Raw genomic sequence first — 13632 nt, 5'->3', positions numbered from 1 at the left:
GCCCGATGTGGTGTTCGCCCTGCCTGCACATCGGCCACATCGCCGGCCTGCTGGTCGACGGGTCGAGGAATCGGACGCCCGCCTCCGACGGGGTGAGCCGGCTGGTCGCCCTGTTCCTGGATGGCGCCCGCCCACGCTTGTGAGCGTTGCCGGTGGTCAGGAGGTGCCGGCGAGGTACTTCTCGAGCTTGTCGAGCTGTGCCTTGTAGCCCCATTTCATGCCGAATGCGGCCAGCTTCGCCTTCGGGCCGATCTTGGTGATGGTTACGCGAAGCCGCACTGTGGTGTTGCCGTCGTGCTCGGTCAGTGTGACGTCGTTGGTGTGCTGGATCGTGGAGCCCGCTTCTTCGCCCTCGGTCCACGAGCGGGCGTCATAGGTCAACCCGGTGCCGGTATCGATGCGGGTGAACGTGCCTGCCATGGGCCAGCGGGTGCCCTGGTACTTGCCCATCTCTTCACCGGCCTCCATGACGATGTAGATCTCACCCCCGACGCGCAGATCGACGCGGCACTCGGGCACGACTGTCTTCTCCGGACCCCACCATTGCCGCAGCATCTCGGGATCGGTCCACGCCCGCCACACCGTGTCGACCGGCGCGCGGTAGGTGCGTTCGAAGTTGAGGTTCTTGGGTTTCAGCATCTGCAAGAGCATGGTGATCTCCGATCTGTCTGTCTGTGGCTGTGCGTGTCATTCACTCTGCGGCACAGCGTCATTGCTGTCATTGAGCGATTCGAGGTAGCTGCCCAAGGAGTCCAGGCGGACGTCCCAGAGGGTCTCGAAGGACTCGACCCACTGGGCGATCTGCTCGAACGGCTCCGCGGTGAGGTGGTAGATCCGCTGCCGGGCCTGTGCTTCCGCGGTGACGATCCCCGACTCGCCCAGTACCCGAAGGTGTTTACTGACCTGCGGCTGACGAATGTCCAATTTGTCGGCGATCTCCCCGACCGACAGCGGCCCGGTGCGCAGCAACTCGACCATCCTGAGACGGCTCGGCTCACCGAGCGCCGCGAAGACCGTGGACTGCATACCGCCGAACTTAAACCGCTGACATATTCCTGTCAAGGAATACGTCTAACGGGGAGTTCGGATCACGCTGAGAAGCGTCGCTCCGGCCAGCCCGGCGACCATGATCATCGCTGCGGTGGCCGTGGTCGTGCGCCAGCCGAAGCTGCGCGCCACCATGGCGATACCGGGAAGACTGACGGCCGGCAAGGTGATCAGCAGTGCACCCAACACACCTGACGAGACGCCGAGCAGCGCTAGCCCGTGCAGGATGGGGATCTCCCCCGCCGTCGGGATCACCATCAGGGTGCCGAGTACCGCCGCGACCACGACGATCAGCACGCCCCGATTCGACGGCTCGATCAGCGTGAGCAGCCATCCGCGTCCGGCGCCGATCACCAGCACCATCACCAGATACTCCGGGACCAACACGACGCACAGCCGGACGAGTGCGGTGCCGAAGCGTGCCACGCCTCCGGCGTCGCTGCCCGGGTCGACGGGTGCGGGCTCCGGCGGCGCGCCGTCGTCGCGCTGTCGTGTCACCAGAGCCACGAGCGCGGATCCGCCGACGACCGCCGCCACACCGACGAGCACCCTGGTCGCGGTCCACTGCCAGGGTGCGACCAGGGCGAGAAACACCAACACCGCCGGGTTGAGCAGCGGGTTGCCCAGCCAATACGCCACTGCGGCCGCCTGATTGACGCCTCCGCGGCGCAACGACACCGCCACGGGAGCCGCGCAGCACGCGCACATCATCGACGGCGTACTCACCGCCCCGCCACTGGCCGCACTGGCGAACGGATTTGAGCGGTTGAGTAGCCGCGGCAGCCAACTGCGCGGGATGAACGCCTGCACACACGCACTGAGCAGCAGCGCCACCAGCAGTGCGGGCCAGACCGCGCCGACATAGGCGTGGAAGAACGTCGTCGCCGCGTGCCAGCTGGGAGCGTCGCCGGCCGCGACCCCACCCGCCGTCAGGATGTCCGAGCCCGCCCACTCATGGGTACGAGCAGCGTCGAATGCCTTACCCACATACGGCACCCACTTCGCCCAGGTCAGGCCCGCCACGCCGACGGCCGCCGTGACGATGACCCCCGCCGCCGTGGCCCACCTCGAACCGGCCGCCACCTCGGAGTCCTCGGATGTCACCATGACCGTCAGTGTTGACCGTCGTGGCGGGACTGAACCGTACCGGTCAGCTGCCGGTCGGGGTCGTCCGCAGGCGCCCCGCGTCGGATCCGCTGATAGTGACCGCGGCGATGACGATGCCGGTCACGATGCCGACGGCGGTGTCGAGCACGCGGTCCACCGCCACCGCCGGCGCCAGCCCGGCCTGAAGTCCGGTGAGCAGCAACGCCATCGGCGTCACCGCCAGCGACGTGAGCGCATAGTTCACCGTCGAGGCGATCTCGGCGGCGGTCTGGAAGACGACGATCGCCGCGACCGCGCCCCAGTATCCCAGCGGCAGGGCCAACAGGCCCGCCGCCAGCGCGGCGCCACCGACATTGCCGAGCAGGCGCTGCACGCCCCGGTGCACCGTGAGGTGGTAACCCACGCCCTGCATGGTGGCCACCGCGCCCATCGTGGCCCACAGCGGATGCTCGAATCCGAGGCCCATCGCGAGCGCCGCGGCGGCAGCGCCTGCGACCGTGATCCGCAGGCTCCTCGACGCCAGCGTGCGATGCGGTGCCCGGGTCAGCGTGGTCCACAACGATTCCCGCTGTGGTGGAGCGGGTTCGGCGCCCTCGCGTCGCAGTGCCTGAAGCAGCCACGGGGCGAGTGAAGCGATCGCGCCGATCACGGCTCCGGTGGCCGTCGAGGTCACCGCCCGGATCGCGTCTCCACCGTCGTGCGCGAAGGCCTGCGCACCCGCTGCACCGAAGACGAAGACCACCGCGCCCGGACCCACGATGTGCAGGGCCCACATCAGGTATGCCGCAACCCCGGCGAGCACCGATATCGTCGCGGTCTCGACCAGCACGCCGCTCCCGCCGACACCCAGTGCGGCGCCGATGCCGATCGACGCGGTGATGCCGGCCCCGAGGACGGCCAGTCGTCCAGCGCGCACCGGGTAGGGATCAGGTCTGCAGAACGCGGCGATCAGTGCGCCCAGCGCTGCAAAGCCGGCGACATCGCGCTGCCCCGCCAGGCCGCCGGCGACGAACACGAACATCGCCGCCGCGCCGACACGTAGCGGGACCGCGAGGCCCACGCGGTGTGTATCGATCCGCAGCGCCCCACGCCACCCCGTCGGCGACGCCGCGTGGGTCAACGCCGCGTATCCATCGCTGAACCGTCGGGAAAGGAAGGAGGCACGCACCGAAAAAACTTTATCACTAATTTACTAGTGAACTAAATGCGGGTAGGCTCCCGCCATGACCAGCCGATCCGACGAGACGCCGATCGCCGACACCGTGGATCGGGTCCGGAGTGAGTGGGCGCAAACACGCCCCCACCTCGACACCTCCCCCATCGACGTGCTCGGCAGAGTGCAGCGCATCGCGTCGATCTGCAACCACCGGCTCGACCTCGACCTGGAACAGCACGGCATCACACGCTCGGAGTTCGGCGTCCTCAGTGCCCTGGCGCGTGCCGATCGGCCGCTACGCGCCAGCGAGGTCGTGTCCACCACGATGCTCAGCGGGGCGTCGATCACCAAGATCGCCGAGAGCCTCGTCCGGCGTGGCCTGCTCGTCCGGCACAGGTCGGAACGCGACGGGCGGGTGGTCCTGCTGGCGCTGACCGACGACGGTCGAGCAGTCGTGGACGACGAGATGCCCCGCCGCCTGGCCGACGACGAACAGCTGATCGCGGGGCTCACCCCGGCCGAACGCGAGACCCTGACCACTCTGCTGCGGAAAGTCTGTGCGGCACTGGGCGAATGACAGGCCGCCGGTGCCGCGTCCAGCGTGCCGGCACGCAAACGGTAGCGTGACGACGGTGACTTCCCTTCGCCTGCGTCCGTCGATCGTCCTCGCCGTCGGTGCCGCGGCCTCCGCACTGACCCTGTCTGCGTGCGGCTCCAGCGTGGTGCCCTCCTCCGGGGCGCAGGCGCCCGGCTGCCCGACGGCGCTGCCCGACGCCGCCGCCACACCCGAGTGGACTCTGTCCGGTGCGACCGGCAGCGTCGCCGTCACCGGGTCGACCGACACTGCGGCGCCCCTGGTCACCGTCACGCCGCCGTTCAGCGTCACCGAGACCCAGGTGCACACCCTGCAGCCCGGCGGCGGACCCGTCGTCGCGGACACCGCGACGGTGTCGGTCTGCTACATGGGCGTGAACGGTCGCGACGGATCCGTGTTCGACAGCAGTTACCTGCGCGGCGCCCCGGTGGCATTCCCGCTCGACGGCGTCGTGCCCGGGTTCCAGAAGGCCATCGCCGGCCAGAATGTCGGGTCGACCGTCGCGGTCGCGATGACCTCCGCCGACGGCTACCCCGACGGGCAGCCCGGCGCGGGCATCCTGCCCGGCGACTCACTCATCTTCGCGATCAAGATCCTCGAAGTCACCGGCTGACGCCACGCGCTGAGCCCCGGAGAACACCTGGTCCACGACTCGGTCGACATACGTGTCGGACAGGCTCGCGCTGCGGTACGGAACCAGGAACCGGTGATAGATCGGTCCGTAGAGGGTGTCGAGGAAGACGTCGGGGTCGAGGTCGCTGCGCAGTTCACCGCTGACGATGCCCCGCCGGACAAGCGCGCGCGCCGCTTCGCGGCGAGGCTCCACCCATCGGTTGCGGACCTCCTCCCGCAGCACGTTGTCCACCTGGGCGCGGCCGATGACCGCCCGGAGCAACTCGCCGGTCGGGCCTCGATAAGCCTTGGCCAACAAGCGCATCGAGGACCGGAAGCTCTCGCGCACGCTGGCCTGCTCCCGGATGGGCGCCAGCTCGCTCACGTCCTCCAGGAACGCGTCCACCACCAGTGCCCAGACGTTGGGCCACCGCCGGTACACCGTCGTCTTGCCGACGCCGGCACGGGCGGCCACGGCCTCGGCGGTCAGCGAGTCCAATCCCTGCTGCGCGATCAGTTCCCGCGCGCAGCGCAGGATGGATCCGGTCACCGCCGCGCCGCGTGGGCGGACCGTCGGGCTGGCACCCTTGGCTTCGGCTTCCATCGGCCTTCCCTCTGTCAGTTCGGCACGGCCACACTCATGCCGCCGTCGAGCATCCATACCGCGCCGACGGCGTAGGCCGCCAGCCCGGACGCGAGAAACGCTACCGCGTCGGCGATTTCCCGCGGGTCCGCTGCCCGGCCGATCGGTGCGCCCTTCCCGTGCTCGCTGAGCGCGCCGGGATCGCCGAGGATGTTGGTGACCGTGTCGCCGACGCCGATCGCGTTGACCCGAATGCCGTGGTCGATTCCCTCGAGCGCGGCGGTGCGCGTCAGTTGTGCCAGCGCGCCCTTGGATGCGGCGTAGGCCGAGATCGTCGGGAACGCCTGGAAGCACGCATACGAGCCGATGTTCACGATCGAACCCGAGCCGTGCGGGATCATCGCCTTCATGGCCTCGCGGGTGTGCAGGAACGCCCCCGTCACGTTGGTGGACAGAATCCGGTTCCAGTCGTCGAGAGTCGTGTCCACCACGGGCTTGTTGACGATCGTGCCGGCGTTGTTGACCAGAATGTCCACCCGCCCGAACCGGTCGAGCGCCGTGTTCACGGCGTTCACGGCGGTGCGCTCCTCCCCGACGTCGCCGACGAGTGCCTGAACCGACTCGATGTCGGCGAATTCCCGCTCGACGTCGGGATTCAGGTCCTCGGCGACCACCGACATGCCGTAGTCGGTGAACAGTCGCGTGGTGGCGCGCCCGATGCCGCTCGCGGCGCCGGTGACGATCGCGACCTTGCCCTGCAGGTCCTTGTCGAGATAGCCCTTCATCATTTCCCTCTTCTTCTATCGATACGGTACGTATCGTCACGATAGCGGAATGATGCGTGCGGTCAAATTCGCATGTGTGGCCAGATCGTGGCGGTTCATGTCCATCTGGCCACTATCGGCCACGCTCGCAGTCCGGCACTGTGAGCGCATGGCTGACGATGCTGCGCAATGGAACCTGCCCGACTCTGATATCTGCACTGCGGCAATGCAACTGGTGATGGACGAGTCGCCGGCGTTCCTGGCCAACCACTGTGTCCGCAGCTTCCTGTACGGGCGGGAACTGGCCGCGGCGCAGGGATTGCGGGCAGGTGTCCACTACGACGAGGAGCTGGTCTTCCTCAGCTGCCTCCTGCACGACCTCGGCATCACCGACTTCGGACGGGGCGATCAGCGCTTCGAGGTGGACGGTGCCGACGCCGCAGCGACGTTCCTGCGTGAGCACGGTGTGAGCGAAGAGCGGACCACCCCGGTATGGCAGGCCATTGCGCTGCACACCAGCCTCGGGATCGCCGACCGCTTCGGGCCGGTGCCGGCGGTGTCCTTTCACGGGATCACGCTGGACATCGACGGTGCCGCGAAAGCGGCGCTGCCGCAGGGTTTCGTCGACCGGGTGCACGCGCGCTGGCCGCGTCACGACCTCGGATACGCCATCGCCGAGCGGATCGGACGCGACATTCAGGCCAACCCGATGAAGGCGCCCCCGTTCTCCTTTCCCGCGCACATCCACGAACTGCTCAACGGCCCGGCGGTCACCTTCTGGGACGTGGTGGAGGGCTCCCCGTGGGGCGACCGTCCGGTGAACAGCCGCTGTTAAGGTCCGCACATGCACAAGGTGGCCATCCTGGCGGTGCCCGACGTGATCGCATTCGACCTCAGTGTCCCGGTGGAGGTGTTCGGTCGGGTCTCGCTGGCCAACGGGGACAACGCGTATCGCGTAATGGTATGCGGTAGTGAGCAGTTGGTGTCCGCCGGTCCGCTGCGTATCGGCACCGATCACGGCCTGGAGGGGCTGGCCGATGCGGACACCGTGATCGTGCCCGGACGCAACGACGCCGCGGCCGAGGTCCCGTTGCCGGTGATTCGTGCGCTGCAGGCCGCTTACGTCAGGGGAACCAGAATCGCGTCGATCTGCACCGGCGCGTTCATCCTGGCCGCGGCCGGACTGCTCGACGGTAAGCGGGCCACCACCCACTGGATGGCCGCCGACCTGTTCCGAGAGGGCTACCCGCAGGTCCACCTCGATGCCGACGTGCTCTACGCCGACGAAGGTCAGATCCTGACCTCGGCGGGAGCGTCGGCCGGGCTTGACCTGTGCCTGCACATGGTCCAACAGGATCACGGCGCCGCCGCGGCGGCCACTGCGGCCCGCATCGCGGTGGCGCCGCTGCACCGCAGCGGTGGCCAGACACAGTTCATCGTCCGGAACACCCTGCCGACCAACGGGATCGGGCACAGAACGGAACTGGACGGGGTGCTGGCCTGGATCGAGGGAAATGCCCACCGCGACCTGACCCTGGCCGACATCGCCGACCACGCCGCGATGAGCGTGCGCACCCTGAACCGCCGATTCCAGGCCGAGGTCGGTCAGACACCGATGCAGTGGCTCACCGGGGTGCGTATCCGCCATGCCCAGGAACTCCTCGAACGCTCCCCGCGCGGGATCGAACGCATCGGCCGAGACGTGGGCTTCGCCTCCCCTGCCAACTTCCGGGAACAGTTCCGCCGGCTCAGTGGGGTCGCGCCGCAGACCTATCGCAACACCTTCCGCGAAAAGCAGGCCGTATGAACCGATTTCGTGGCCAGATCACAGCGGATGGTGACCCGACAGCCACTGTCGGAGACCGCCGGGCGTCGCAGACGATGAGGACATGCACGCACAAATCGTTCTGTTCGACGGGTTCGACCCGCTCGACGTCATCGCCCCGTACGAGGTCCTTGTCGCCGGCAGCGACTATGTCGGGGGTGAACTCGACGTCGAACTGGTCACCGCGGAGGGGCCCCGCACGGTCGTCAGCGGCTCCCGCGGCCTGACACTGCAGGCCACCGCCGGTCTGGACCCGGCCAAGGCCGGGTACGTGATCGTCCCCGGAGCCAGCGGCCCGCTGGCGGGAGACCCGGACGAGATCGACACGATCCCGGTTCTACTGGCACGCTTCGGCGAGACCGCGGCGGTCCCGCTGATGCGGGCGGCGCTGGCCAATCCTGAGGTGACGGTGGCGGCCGTGTGCGGCGGCTCGCTGGCGCTGGCGATGGCGGGTCTGCTCGAGGGCAGGCCGGCAAACACCCACCACCTCGGTGTCGAGATGCTGGAAGCCGCCGGCGCGGTGCCCGTGGCGGCCCGGGTCGTCGACGACGGCGACCTCGTCACTGCCGGGGGTGTGACCTCTGGCCTGGATCTCGCACTGCACCTCCTGGAGCGCACGTACGGCTCGCGCATCGCCCTGGCCGTCGAGCAGATGTTTGCTTTCGAGCGCCGCGGCACGGTCTGGAGCGGCGGCGGCGGCCGGGAGCCGGAAGCATGGTGACACCGGCCATCGCGGGTGACTGGGACGTCGCCATCAAGACCCCGATCGGCTCGCTGAAGATCCTCTACTCGTTCGTCGAGCGCGACGGCACGCTCAGCGGCACGGCCACCGGCCAACGGGAGACGATGCCGCTCACCGGCATCGTCGCCGACGCAGGCCGGGTGACCTGGCAGCAGACGGTGTCCAGACCGATGCGTCTACGGCTTGAGTTCGAGGTGTCCGTCGACGGAGACCGACTCAGCGGTCACTCCCGCGCCGGCCGGTTGCCACCCTCGGCAGTCACCGGGGTCCGACGCCGCTGACGGGTTTATCTCAACACGGAATCAGTTTGCCGCCCGGGTACGCGAGACGCCGGTTCGTACCGTCCAATGCAGAGGTGAATTCCGATCCCGCCCGCACCGGTGTGCTGATGGCCATCGCGGCCCAGATCTCGATCCAGCTGGGCCTGGTCGTCGCGATCGGCCTGATCGATCAGATCGGTTCCGACGGCACCGCATGGCTGCGGCTCTCGCTGGCCGGCATCCTGCTGCTGGTGGTGGTGCGGCCCCGCCCGTCGGCGTTCACGTGGCGCACGTTCGGGATGTGTGTCGTGCTCGGCTGTGTCAGCGCGGCCATCACGTTGTTCTTCATGGCCTCGCTGGACCGGTTGGCGCTGGGTACCGCCACCGCGCTGGAGTTCCTGGGCCCGTTGGTGCTGGCGATCATGCACGGCCGGGGCAGGCACCGGTATCTGTGGCCCGCGCTGGCCGCCGTCGGTGTGGTGCTGCTCAGTGAACCCTTCAGCGGCGGCATCGATCCCACGGGCGCGCTGCTGGCGACAGCGGCCGGCGTCTGCTGGGCGCTCTACATCCTGCTCACCCAGCGGGTCGGCGACGAGGTCGCCGGCGTCAACGGGTTGGCCGTGTCCATGCCGATCGCCGGCCTGGTGGCCTGCTTCTTCGTCGACAGCGCCGCGTTCTCGAAGCTGACCCCGGAGGTGCTGCTGATCGGGCTCGGGATGGCGCTGCTGCTGCCGGTGCTGCCCTACGTGCTGGAACTGCTGGCACTGCGCAGGCTGACCACCGCCACCTTCGGCATCCTGATGAGCCTCGAACCCGCCTTCGCGCTGCTGGTCGGCTTCCTGCTCCTCGACCAGAATCCCGGCCCGGTGGGCGTGCTCGGCATCATCGCGGTGGTCGCCGCGGGCACCGGCGCCGCACGTGCCGGCGGCCGGGAGATGGCCGTCCCGGTCGAAGTCGGCTGAGACCGGTCAGGACGGCGCCGCCGACGGATGTGGATTGGCCGAGTGATTCTCGAACCGGCCGGTTTTCTCCCCCAACCGGATCCGGTAGACCGTCGCCGTCGCGGTGCTGCTGTGCGGTCGCGGCTGTGGCGTGGCGGGGGTGTGCAGAAGGGGCAGGATCCGGTCGACCAGAAGTTGCATCCCGCGTTCGGCGTCAGCGCCGTCGAGCTCTTCGAAGACACCCCAGGCGATGACGCTGCGCCACGACGACAGATCGTCGACGTGTTCGACCTCGAAGCACACCGACGGCTCGGCGCGCATCGCCTGCCATTTGGCACCTCTGGCGGTGTGCCCGTACACGCATCCGTCGAGGTAGGCGTAACACACCGGCACCACATAGGGCCGGCCACCGCTGAGGCAGCCGATACGTCCGAGAACCTCATCCTCGAGGAGCCGTTCGATCTCGTCGGGGGTCAGGTCTCCGAGCATGGGAACGTCCTCATCTTGGAAATGCCGCCGGTCAGGCAACTCTGACCTCATCCAAGCCCATACGCCGGCCTCGGTACAGGGTCTGGCGCCACAGAGCCGTAGTCCAAGATGGACCCATGGAGTCCACGCGCGTGGACCGCTGGTTGTGGGCGGTCCGGCTCACCAAGACCCGTCCCGACGCCGCGTCGGCGTGCCGAGGCGGGCAGGTGAAGGTCAACGGCAAACCGGCCAAGCCGTCCACTACGGTCTCCCCCGGTGACGAGGTGCGCGCCAGGGTCGGCGAGCACACCCGCATCGTCGAGGTCTCCCGGATCATCCAGAAGCGCGTCGGTGCTGCCGACGCGGTGACCTGCTACCTGGACCGGACTCCACCGCCGCCCGCGGTCCCGTCCATTCCTGTCGCGGTCCGTGACCGTGGTGCCGGTCGGCCGACCAAGCGGGACCGCCGAGTGCTCGACAAGTGGCGCGCCGGCCAGGGGTGACCGGCTGCTGTCAGCCGCCCAGTTCGTTGACCGCCGTGTCCAGCGAGGCAGCCTGGGCGGCCAACCGGTCGTCGCTGAGCCCGCCGTCCCCACCGATGCGATCGAGCAGTTCCTGGCGGGTGATCACCTCGAGCGCACCACGGTAGGCGTCGCTGTCCTTCTGGTCGTCGGTGATCACCTCGGCACGTCCCTCGATCAGCACCAGCGTGGCGCCGTCGTCGGAGTCGAGGAGCCGCCGCACGTCCTCCGGGGAAATGGTCATGCGCCCAGGTATGCCCGGTCTGCCGTTGTTCGAACCTCGGCCGGGTTGCGGCGTCGGCAGGTCCTCCCGGCTCGACCACGTATAGCGTTGTTCCGGGGTGCTCGCGCTTCCGAGCATGAACGCCCGGTGATAGCGGCCGGAGCGCGCGATGGTGGCCAACCACGTTGTCACGGTGCTGATCCGGTTGCCCACGCCGGTCAGGAACGCGATGTGCAGCAGGCCCCATGCGATCCAGCCGGCGAAGCCGGACACTTTGAGTGGACCGACCTGAAGCAACGCGTTCCCGCGGCTGATGTAGGCCGCCGACCCCAGGTCACGGTAGGTGTACTTGCGGCGGGGCCGGCCGGCGAGGTCGCGGCGGATACACGCCGCGGCGTGCAGACCGCCCTGCATGGCGTTCTCGGCGACCCCGGGCAGATTGTCGCGGCCCACGAGGTCGCCGACGACGAAGATCTCGGGGTATCCGGGCACGGACAGGTCGGGTGCGACCGCCAGCCGGCCGGCTCGGTCGGTCTCCACCCCGCACACCTGCGCCAGATGTCGCGCGAACGGCACCGCCTCGACGCCTGCGGTCCAGAAGACGGTGCGCGCCGCGTAATCCTGTGCGGCAGCACCGGATTTGGGGGTGACGGTGACCCCTTCGCGGCGCACATCGGTGACGTGGACGCCGAGACGGATCTCGACCCCGAGTTTCTGCAGGGCCTGCGCGGCCCTCTCCGACAGGTCGGGGGCGAAGGTCTTGAGGACCCGGTCCCCGCCGTCGAACAACAGCACCCGGGCCTCCTCCGGTTCGATGCTGTGGAACTCGTTGGCCAGCGTCCGGGTCGCCATCTCCCGGATCTGGCCGGCCAGCTCGACACCGGTGGGGCCACCACCGGAGACGGCGAAGGTCAGCCACGCGTCCCGCTCGGGGCCGGGTGGCAGGGTCTCGGCGATCTCGAAGGCGGTGAAGATCCGCTGCCGGATGCCCAGCGCGTCGTCGAGGGTCTTCATCCCTGGCGCCCACTCCGCGAAATGACGCTTGCCGAAGTAGGACTGCTGCATGCCGGCGGCGACGACGAGCACGTCGTAGTCGAGCGTGAACGTGGACTCGTCCGGTCTCATCGCGGTCACCACCCGGCGGTCGGGGTCGATCTCGACCGCCTTGCCGAGCAGCGTCCTGATGTTGGGGTACCGGGCGAACTCCTCGCGCAGGGGGCGACTGATGTGCGCGATGCTCAGCGTCCCCGTCGCGCACTGATAGAGCAGCGGCTGGAACAGGTGCCCCGCCGAACGATCCAGCATGATGACGTCCACCGCACTGCGGGCCAGCCGGCGGGCGCAGAACAATCCGCCGAACCCCCCGCCGATGATCAACACTCTGGGACGACTCCGGCTCATCACGACGAGGCTAATGCCCGTCTCTCGCCAGCCGAAACAGCACGGACGTAACGCCGAATCGTCACATGACGAAGTAGCGGTATGGGCACCGGCGGTGTGGGTAAGTAAGAGGCCAACACGGTCGTGCTCGACCAGGCACGCGCGCCTCCGGGCGCCGAGAGGACGGCGGTAACGAATGCAACCGGTACGAAATGCAGCCCGACGACTGTCGGTCAGCGCATTGATAACACTGCTTCTGTCCGGTCTGATCGCGGTGGCTGGAGGGTCGGCGACAGCCGCGGCGTACTCGCGCCCCGGTCTGCCGGTCGAGACGCTGATGGTGCCGTCGGCGGCCATGGGCCGCGACATCCCCGTCAGGTTCCAGGGTGGTGGCCCGAAAGCGGTCTACCTGCTCGATGGACTGCGGGCCCGCGACGACAACAGCGGGTGGGACATCGACACCGCGGCGTTCGAGACGTTCTTCGAGTCGGGGTTGTCGGTGGTCATGCCCGTGGGCGGCATGTCGAGCTTCTACACCAACTGGCAGGGCCCGGCCGTCGGCAACGGCACCACCTACAACTACCAGTGGGAGACCTTCCTGACCTCCGAGCTGCCGGCGTACCTGGCCGCCACCAAGGGCATCTCCCCCACCGGCAACGCCGTGGTCGGCCTGTCGATGTCGGGCAGTGCGGCGCTGATCCTGGCCGCCTACCACCCGGGACAGTTCAGTTACGCCGCGTCACTGTCGGGCTACCTGAACCTGTCCGAGGGGCTGTGGCCGCTGCTGGTCAGCATCGCGATGCGCGACGCGGGCGGCTTCAGCTCGACGGCGATGTGGGGCTTCGGCGGAGGCCCGGCGTGGAAGCGTAACGACCCGACCCTCAACGTCGGGAAGCTGGTGGCCAACGGCACCCGGATCTGGGTGTACTGCGGCACCGGTCGGCCGGGAGAGCTCGGCGGCGGCGGCGATGTGCCTGGCCAGGTGCTCGAAGCGATCACGCTGGACAGCAACCGGAACTTCCAGCGTGCCTATCAGGCGGCCGGCGGGACGAACGGCGTCTTCAACTTCCCCGCCAACGGCACCCACGGGTGGGGCTACTGGGGTTCCCAGCTCAACGCGATGAAGCCCGACATCCAGCGGGTGCTCGGGGCCTGATCCCCGGACCGGGACGGCGAACGCGGCGCGGCCCCCGCAGAACCCATCGGTTCTGCGGGGGCCGCGGCTGCGCGATCAGTAGGTGGGCACGAACACGCCGTTGAGCCACACCCCCCAGTGCTGCCAGCCTTCGTCCCAGACCTGCGGCTGCCCGTTGGCCCACAGCGGGTCGACCGGCTTCGGCGGCGCCCCGGCCGGCGCCTGACCGACCTCGGGCCCGGCGGGCGGAACCGGCGGCGGTGTCCAGCCCGG

Annotated in this window: 18 protein-coding genes; 10 read left to right on the top strand and 8 right to left on the bottom strand. The window is 68.8% G+C overall.

Features of this window, described 5'->3' with window-relative positions:
• Positions 1-5: 5 nt before the first annotated feature.
• The gene (locus tag MVA01S_RS31225) at positions 6-143 is read left to right on the top strand and encodes a hypothetical protein (protein WP_157895616.1); all 138 of its coding nucleotides are present in this window, start codon (positions 6-8) and stop codon (positions 141-143) included.
• 13 nt (positions 144-156) lie between these two features.
• Here the strand turns inward: MVA01S_RS31225 and MVA01S_RS04740 are convergent, their stop codons facing one another.
• Genes MVA01S_RS04740 through MVA01S_RS04725 form a run of 4 tightly spaced genes read right to left on the bottom strand, consistent with a single transcriptional unit; the run spans position 157 to position 3322 of the window.
• Complete coding sequence (locus tag MVA01S_RS04740; RefSeq protein WP_237024178.1) at positions 157-639, bottom strand: SRPBCC family protein; 483 nt, start codon at positions 637-639, stop codon at positions 157-159.
• A gap of 48 nt (positions 640-687) precedes the next feature.
• Positions 688-1026, bottom strand: coding sequence for an ArsR/SmtB family transcription factor (locus tag MVA01S_RS04735; protein WP_003932455.1), 339 nt, complete (start codon positions 1024-1026; stop codon positions 688-690).
• Positions 1027-1071: 45 nt separating this feature from the next.
• Positions 1072-2154 carry a permease gene (locus MVA01S_RS04730; RefSeq protein WP_003932454.1) on the bottom strand — a complete coding sequence of 361 codons (1083 nt, stop codon included), beginning with the start codon at positions 2152-2154 and terminating at the stop codon, positions 1072-1074.
• Between the two features lie 43 nt (positions 2155-2197).
• Positions 2198-3322, bottom strand: coding sequence for an FUSC family protein (locus MVA01S_RS04725; RefSeq protein WP_040542400.1), 1125 nt, complete (start codon positions 3320-3322; stop codon positions 2198-2200).
• A 55-nt stretch (positions 3323-3377) separates the two neighbouring features.
• Between MVA01S_RS04725 and MVA01S_RS04720 the strand changes: the two genes are divergently transcribed.
• The gene (locus tag MVA01S_RS04720; RefSeq protein ID WP_003932452.1) at positions 3378-3887 is read left to right on the top strand and encodes a MarR family winged helix-turn-helix transcriptional regulator; all 510 of its coding nucleotides are present in this window, start codon (positions 3378-3380) and stop codon (positions 3885-3887) included.
• 55 nt (positions 3888-3942) lie between these two features.
• Complete coding sequence (locus MVA01S_RS04715; RefSeq protein WP_003932451.1) at positions 3943-4518, top strand: FKBP-type peptidyl-prolyl cis-trans isomerase; 576 nt, start codon at positions 3943-3945, stop codon at positions 4516-4518.
• On the opposite strand, the gene MVA01S_RS04710 is transcribed toward MVA01S_RS04715, so the two are convergent.
• A complete protein-coding gene (locus MVA01S_RS04710) occupies positions 4477-5121 on the bottom strand; it encodes a TetR/AcrR family transcriptional regulator (protein ID WP_003932450.1) in 645 nt (214 codons plus the stop codon). The genes MVA01S_RS04715 and MVA01S_RS04710 overlap by 42 nt on opposite strands.
• A gap of 14 nt (positions 5122-5135) precedes the next feature.
• A complete protein-coding gene (locus MVA01S_RS04705; RefSeq protein WP_003932449.1) occupies positions 5136-5888 on the bottom strand; it encodes an SDR family NAD(P)-dependent oxidoreductase in 753 nt (250 codons plus the stop codon).
• Positions 5889-6033: 145 nt separating this feature from the next.
• On the opposite strand from MVA01S_RS04705, the gene MVA01S_RS04700 reads away from it, so the two are divergent.
• From MVA01S_RS04700 to MVA01S_RS04680, 5 genes are all read left to right on the top strand, one after another.
• Positions 6034-6699, top strand: coding sequence for an HD domain-containing protein (locus MVA01S_RS04700; RefSeq protein ID WP_040542566.1), 666 nt, complete (start codon positions 6034-6036; stop codon positions 6697-6699).
• Positions 6700-6708: 9 nt separating this feature from the next.
• Positions 6709-7671 carry a GlxA family transcriptional regulator gene (locus MVA01S_RS04695; RefSeq protein ID WP_003932447.1) on the top strand — a complete coding sequence of 321 codons (963 nt, stop codon included), beginning with the start codon at positions 6709-6711 and terminating at the stop codon, positions 7669-7671.
• Positions 7672-7753: 82 nt separating this feature from the next.
• Positions 7754-8410 (top strand): DJ-1/PfpI family protein, encoded by a 657-nt coding sequence (locus MVA01S_RS04690; RefSeq protein WP_003932446.1) that lies wholly within the window; start codon positions 7754-7756, stop codon positions 8408-8410.
• A complete protein-coding gene (locus MVA01S_RS04685) occupies positions 8404-8712 on the top strand; it encodes a hypothetical protein (protein WP_040542397.1) in 309 nt (102 codons plus the stop codon). The genes MVA01S_RS04690 and MVA01S_RS04685 overlap by 7 nt, the downstream gene beginning before the upstream one ends.
• A gap of 74 nt (positions 8713-8786) precedes the next feature.
• Entirely contained in the window at positions 8787-9653 is an 867-nt protein-coding gene (locus MVA01S_RS04680) for an EamA family transporter (RefSeq protein ID WP_003932444.1), read from the top strand.
• Positions 9654-9659: 6 nt separating this feature from the next.
• Here MVA01S_RS04680 and MVA01S_RS04675 read toward each other — a convergent pair whose 3' ends face one another.
• The gene (locus MVA01S_RS04675) at positions 9660-10121 is read right to left on the bottom strand and encodes a pyridoxamine 5'-phosphate oxidase family protein (RefSeq protein ID WP_003932443.1); all 462 of its coding nucleotides are present in this window, start codon (positions 10119-10121) and stop codon (positions 9660-9662) included.
• Positions 10122-10237: 116 nt separating this feature from the next.
• Between MVA01S_RS04675 and MVA01S_RS04670 the strand changes: the two genes are divergently transcribed.
• The gene (locus MVA01S_RS04670) at positions 10238-10603 is read left to right on the top strand and encodes an Hsp15 family ribosome-associated heat shock protein (RefSeq protein ID WP_003932442.1); all 366 of its coding nucleotides are present in this window, start codon (positions 10238-10240) and stop codon (positions 10601-10603) included.
• A 10-nt stretch (positions 10604-10613) separates the two neighbouring features.
• On the opposite strand, the gene MVA01S_RS04665 is transcribed toward MVA01S_RS04670, so the two are convergent.
• Entirely contained in the window at positions 10614-12245 is a 1632-nt protein-coding gene (locus MVA01S_RS04665; protein ID WP_040542393.1) for an NAD(P)/FAD-dependent oxidoreductase, read from the bottom strand.
• Between the two features lie 175 nt (positions 12246-12420).
• Between MVA01S_RS04665 and MVA01S_RS04660 the strand changes: the two genes are divergently transcribed.
• A complete protein-coding gene (locus MVA01S_RS04660) occupies positions 12421-13380 on the top strand; it encodes an alpha/beta hydrolase (RefSeq protein ID WP_040542390.1) in 960 nt (319 codons plus the stop codon).
• Positions 13381-13632 lie beyond the last annotated feature (252 nt).

It is taken from the genome of Mycolicibacterium vaccae NBRC 14118 = CIP 105934, from assembly GCF_001552715.1.
GTDB lineage: Bacteria > Actinomycetota > Actinomycetes > Mycobacteriales > Mycobacteriaceae > Mycobacterium > Mycobacterium vaccae.
The sequence above is the reverse complement of the archived record's forward strand: the minus strand, read 5'-3'. Positions and strand labels throughout refer to the sequence as shown.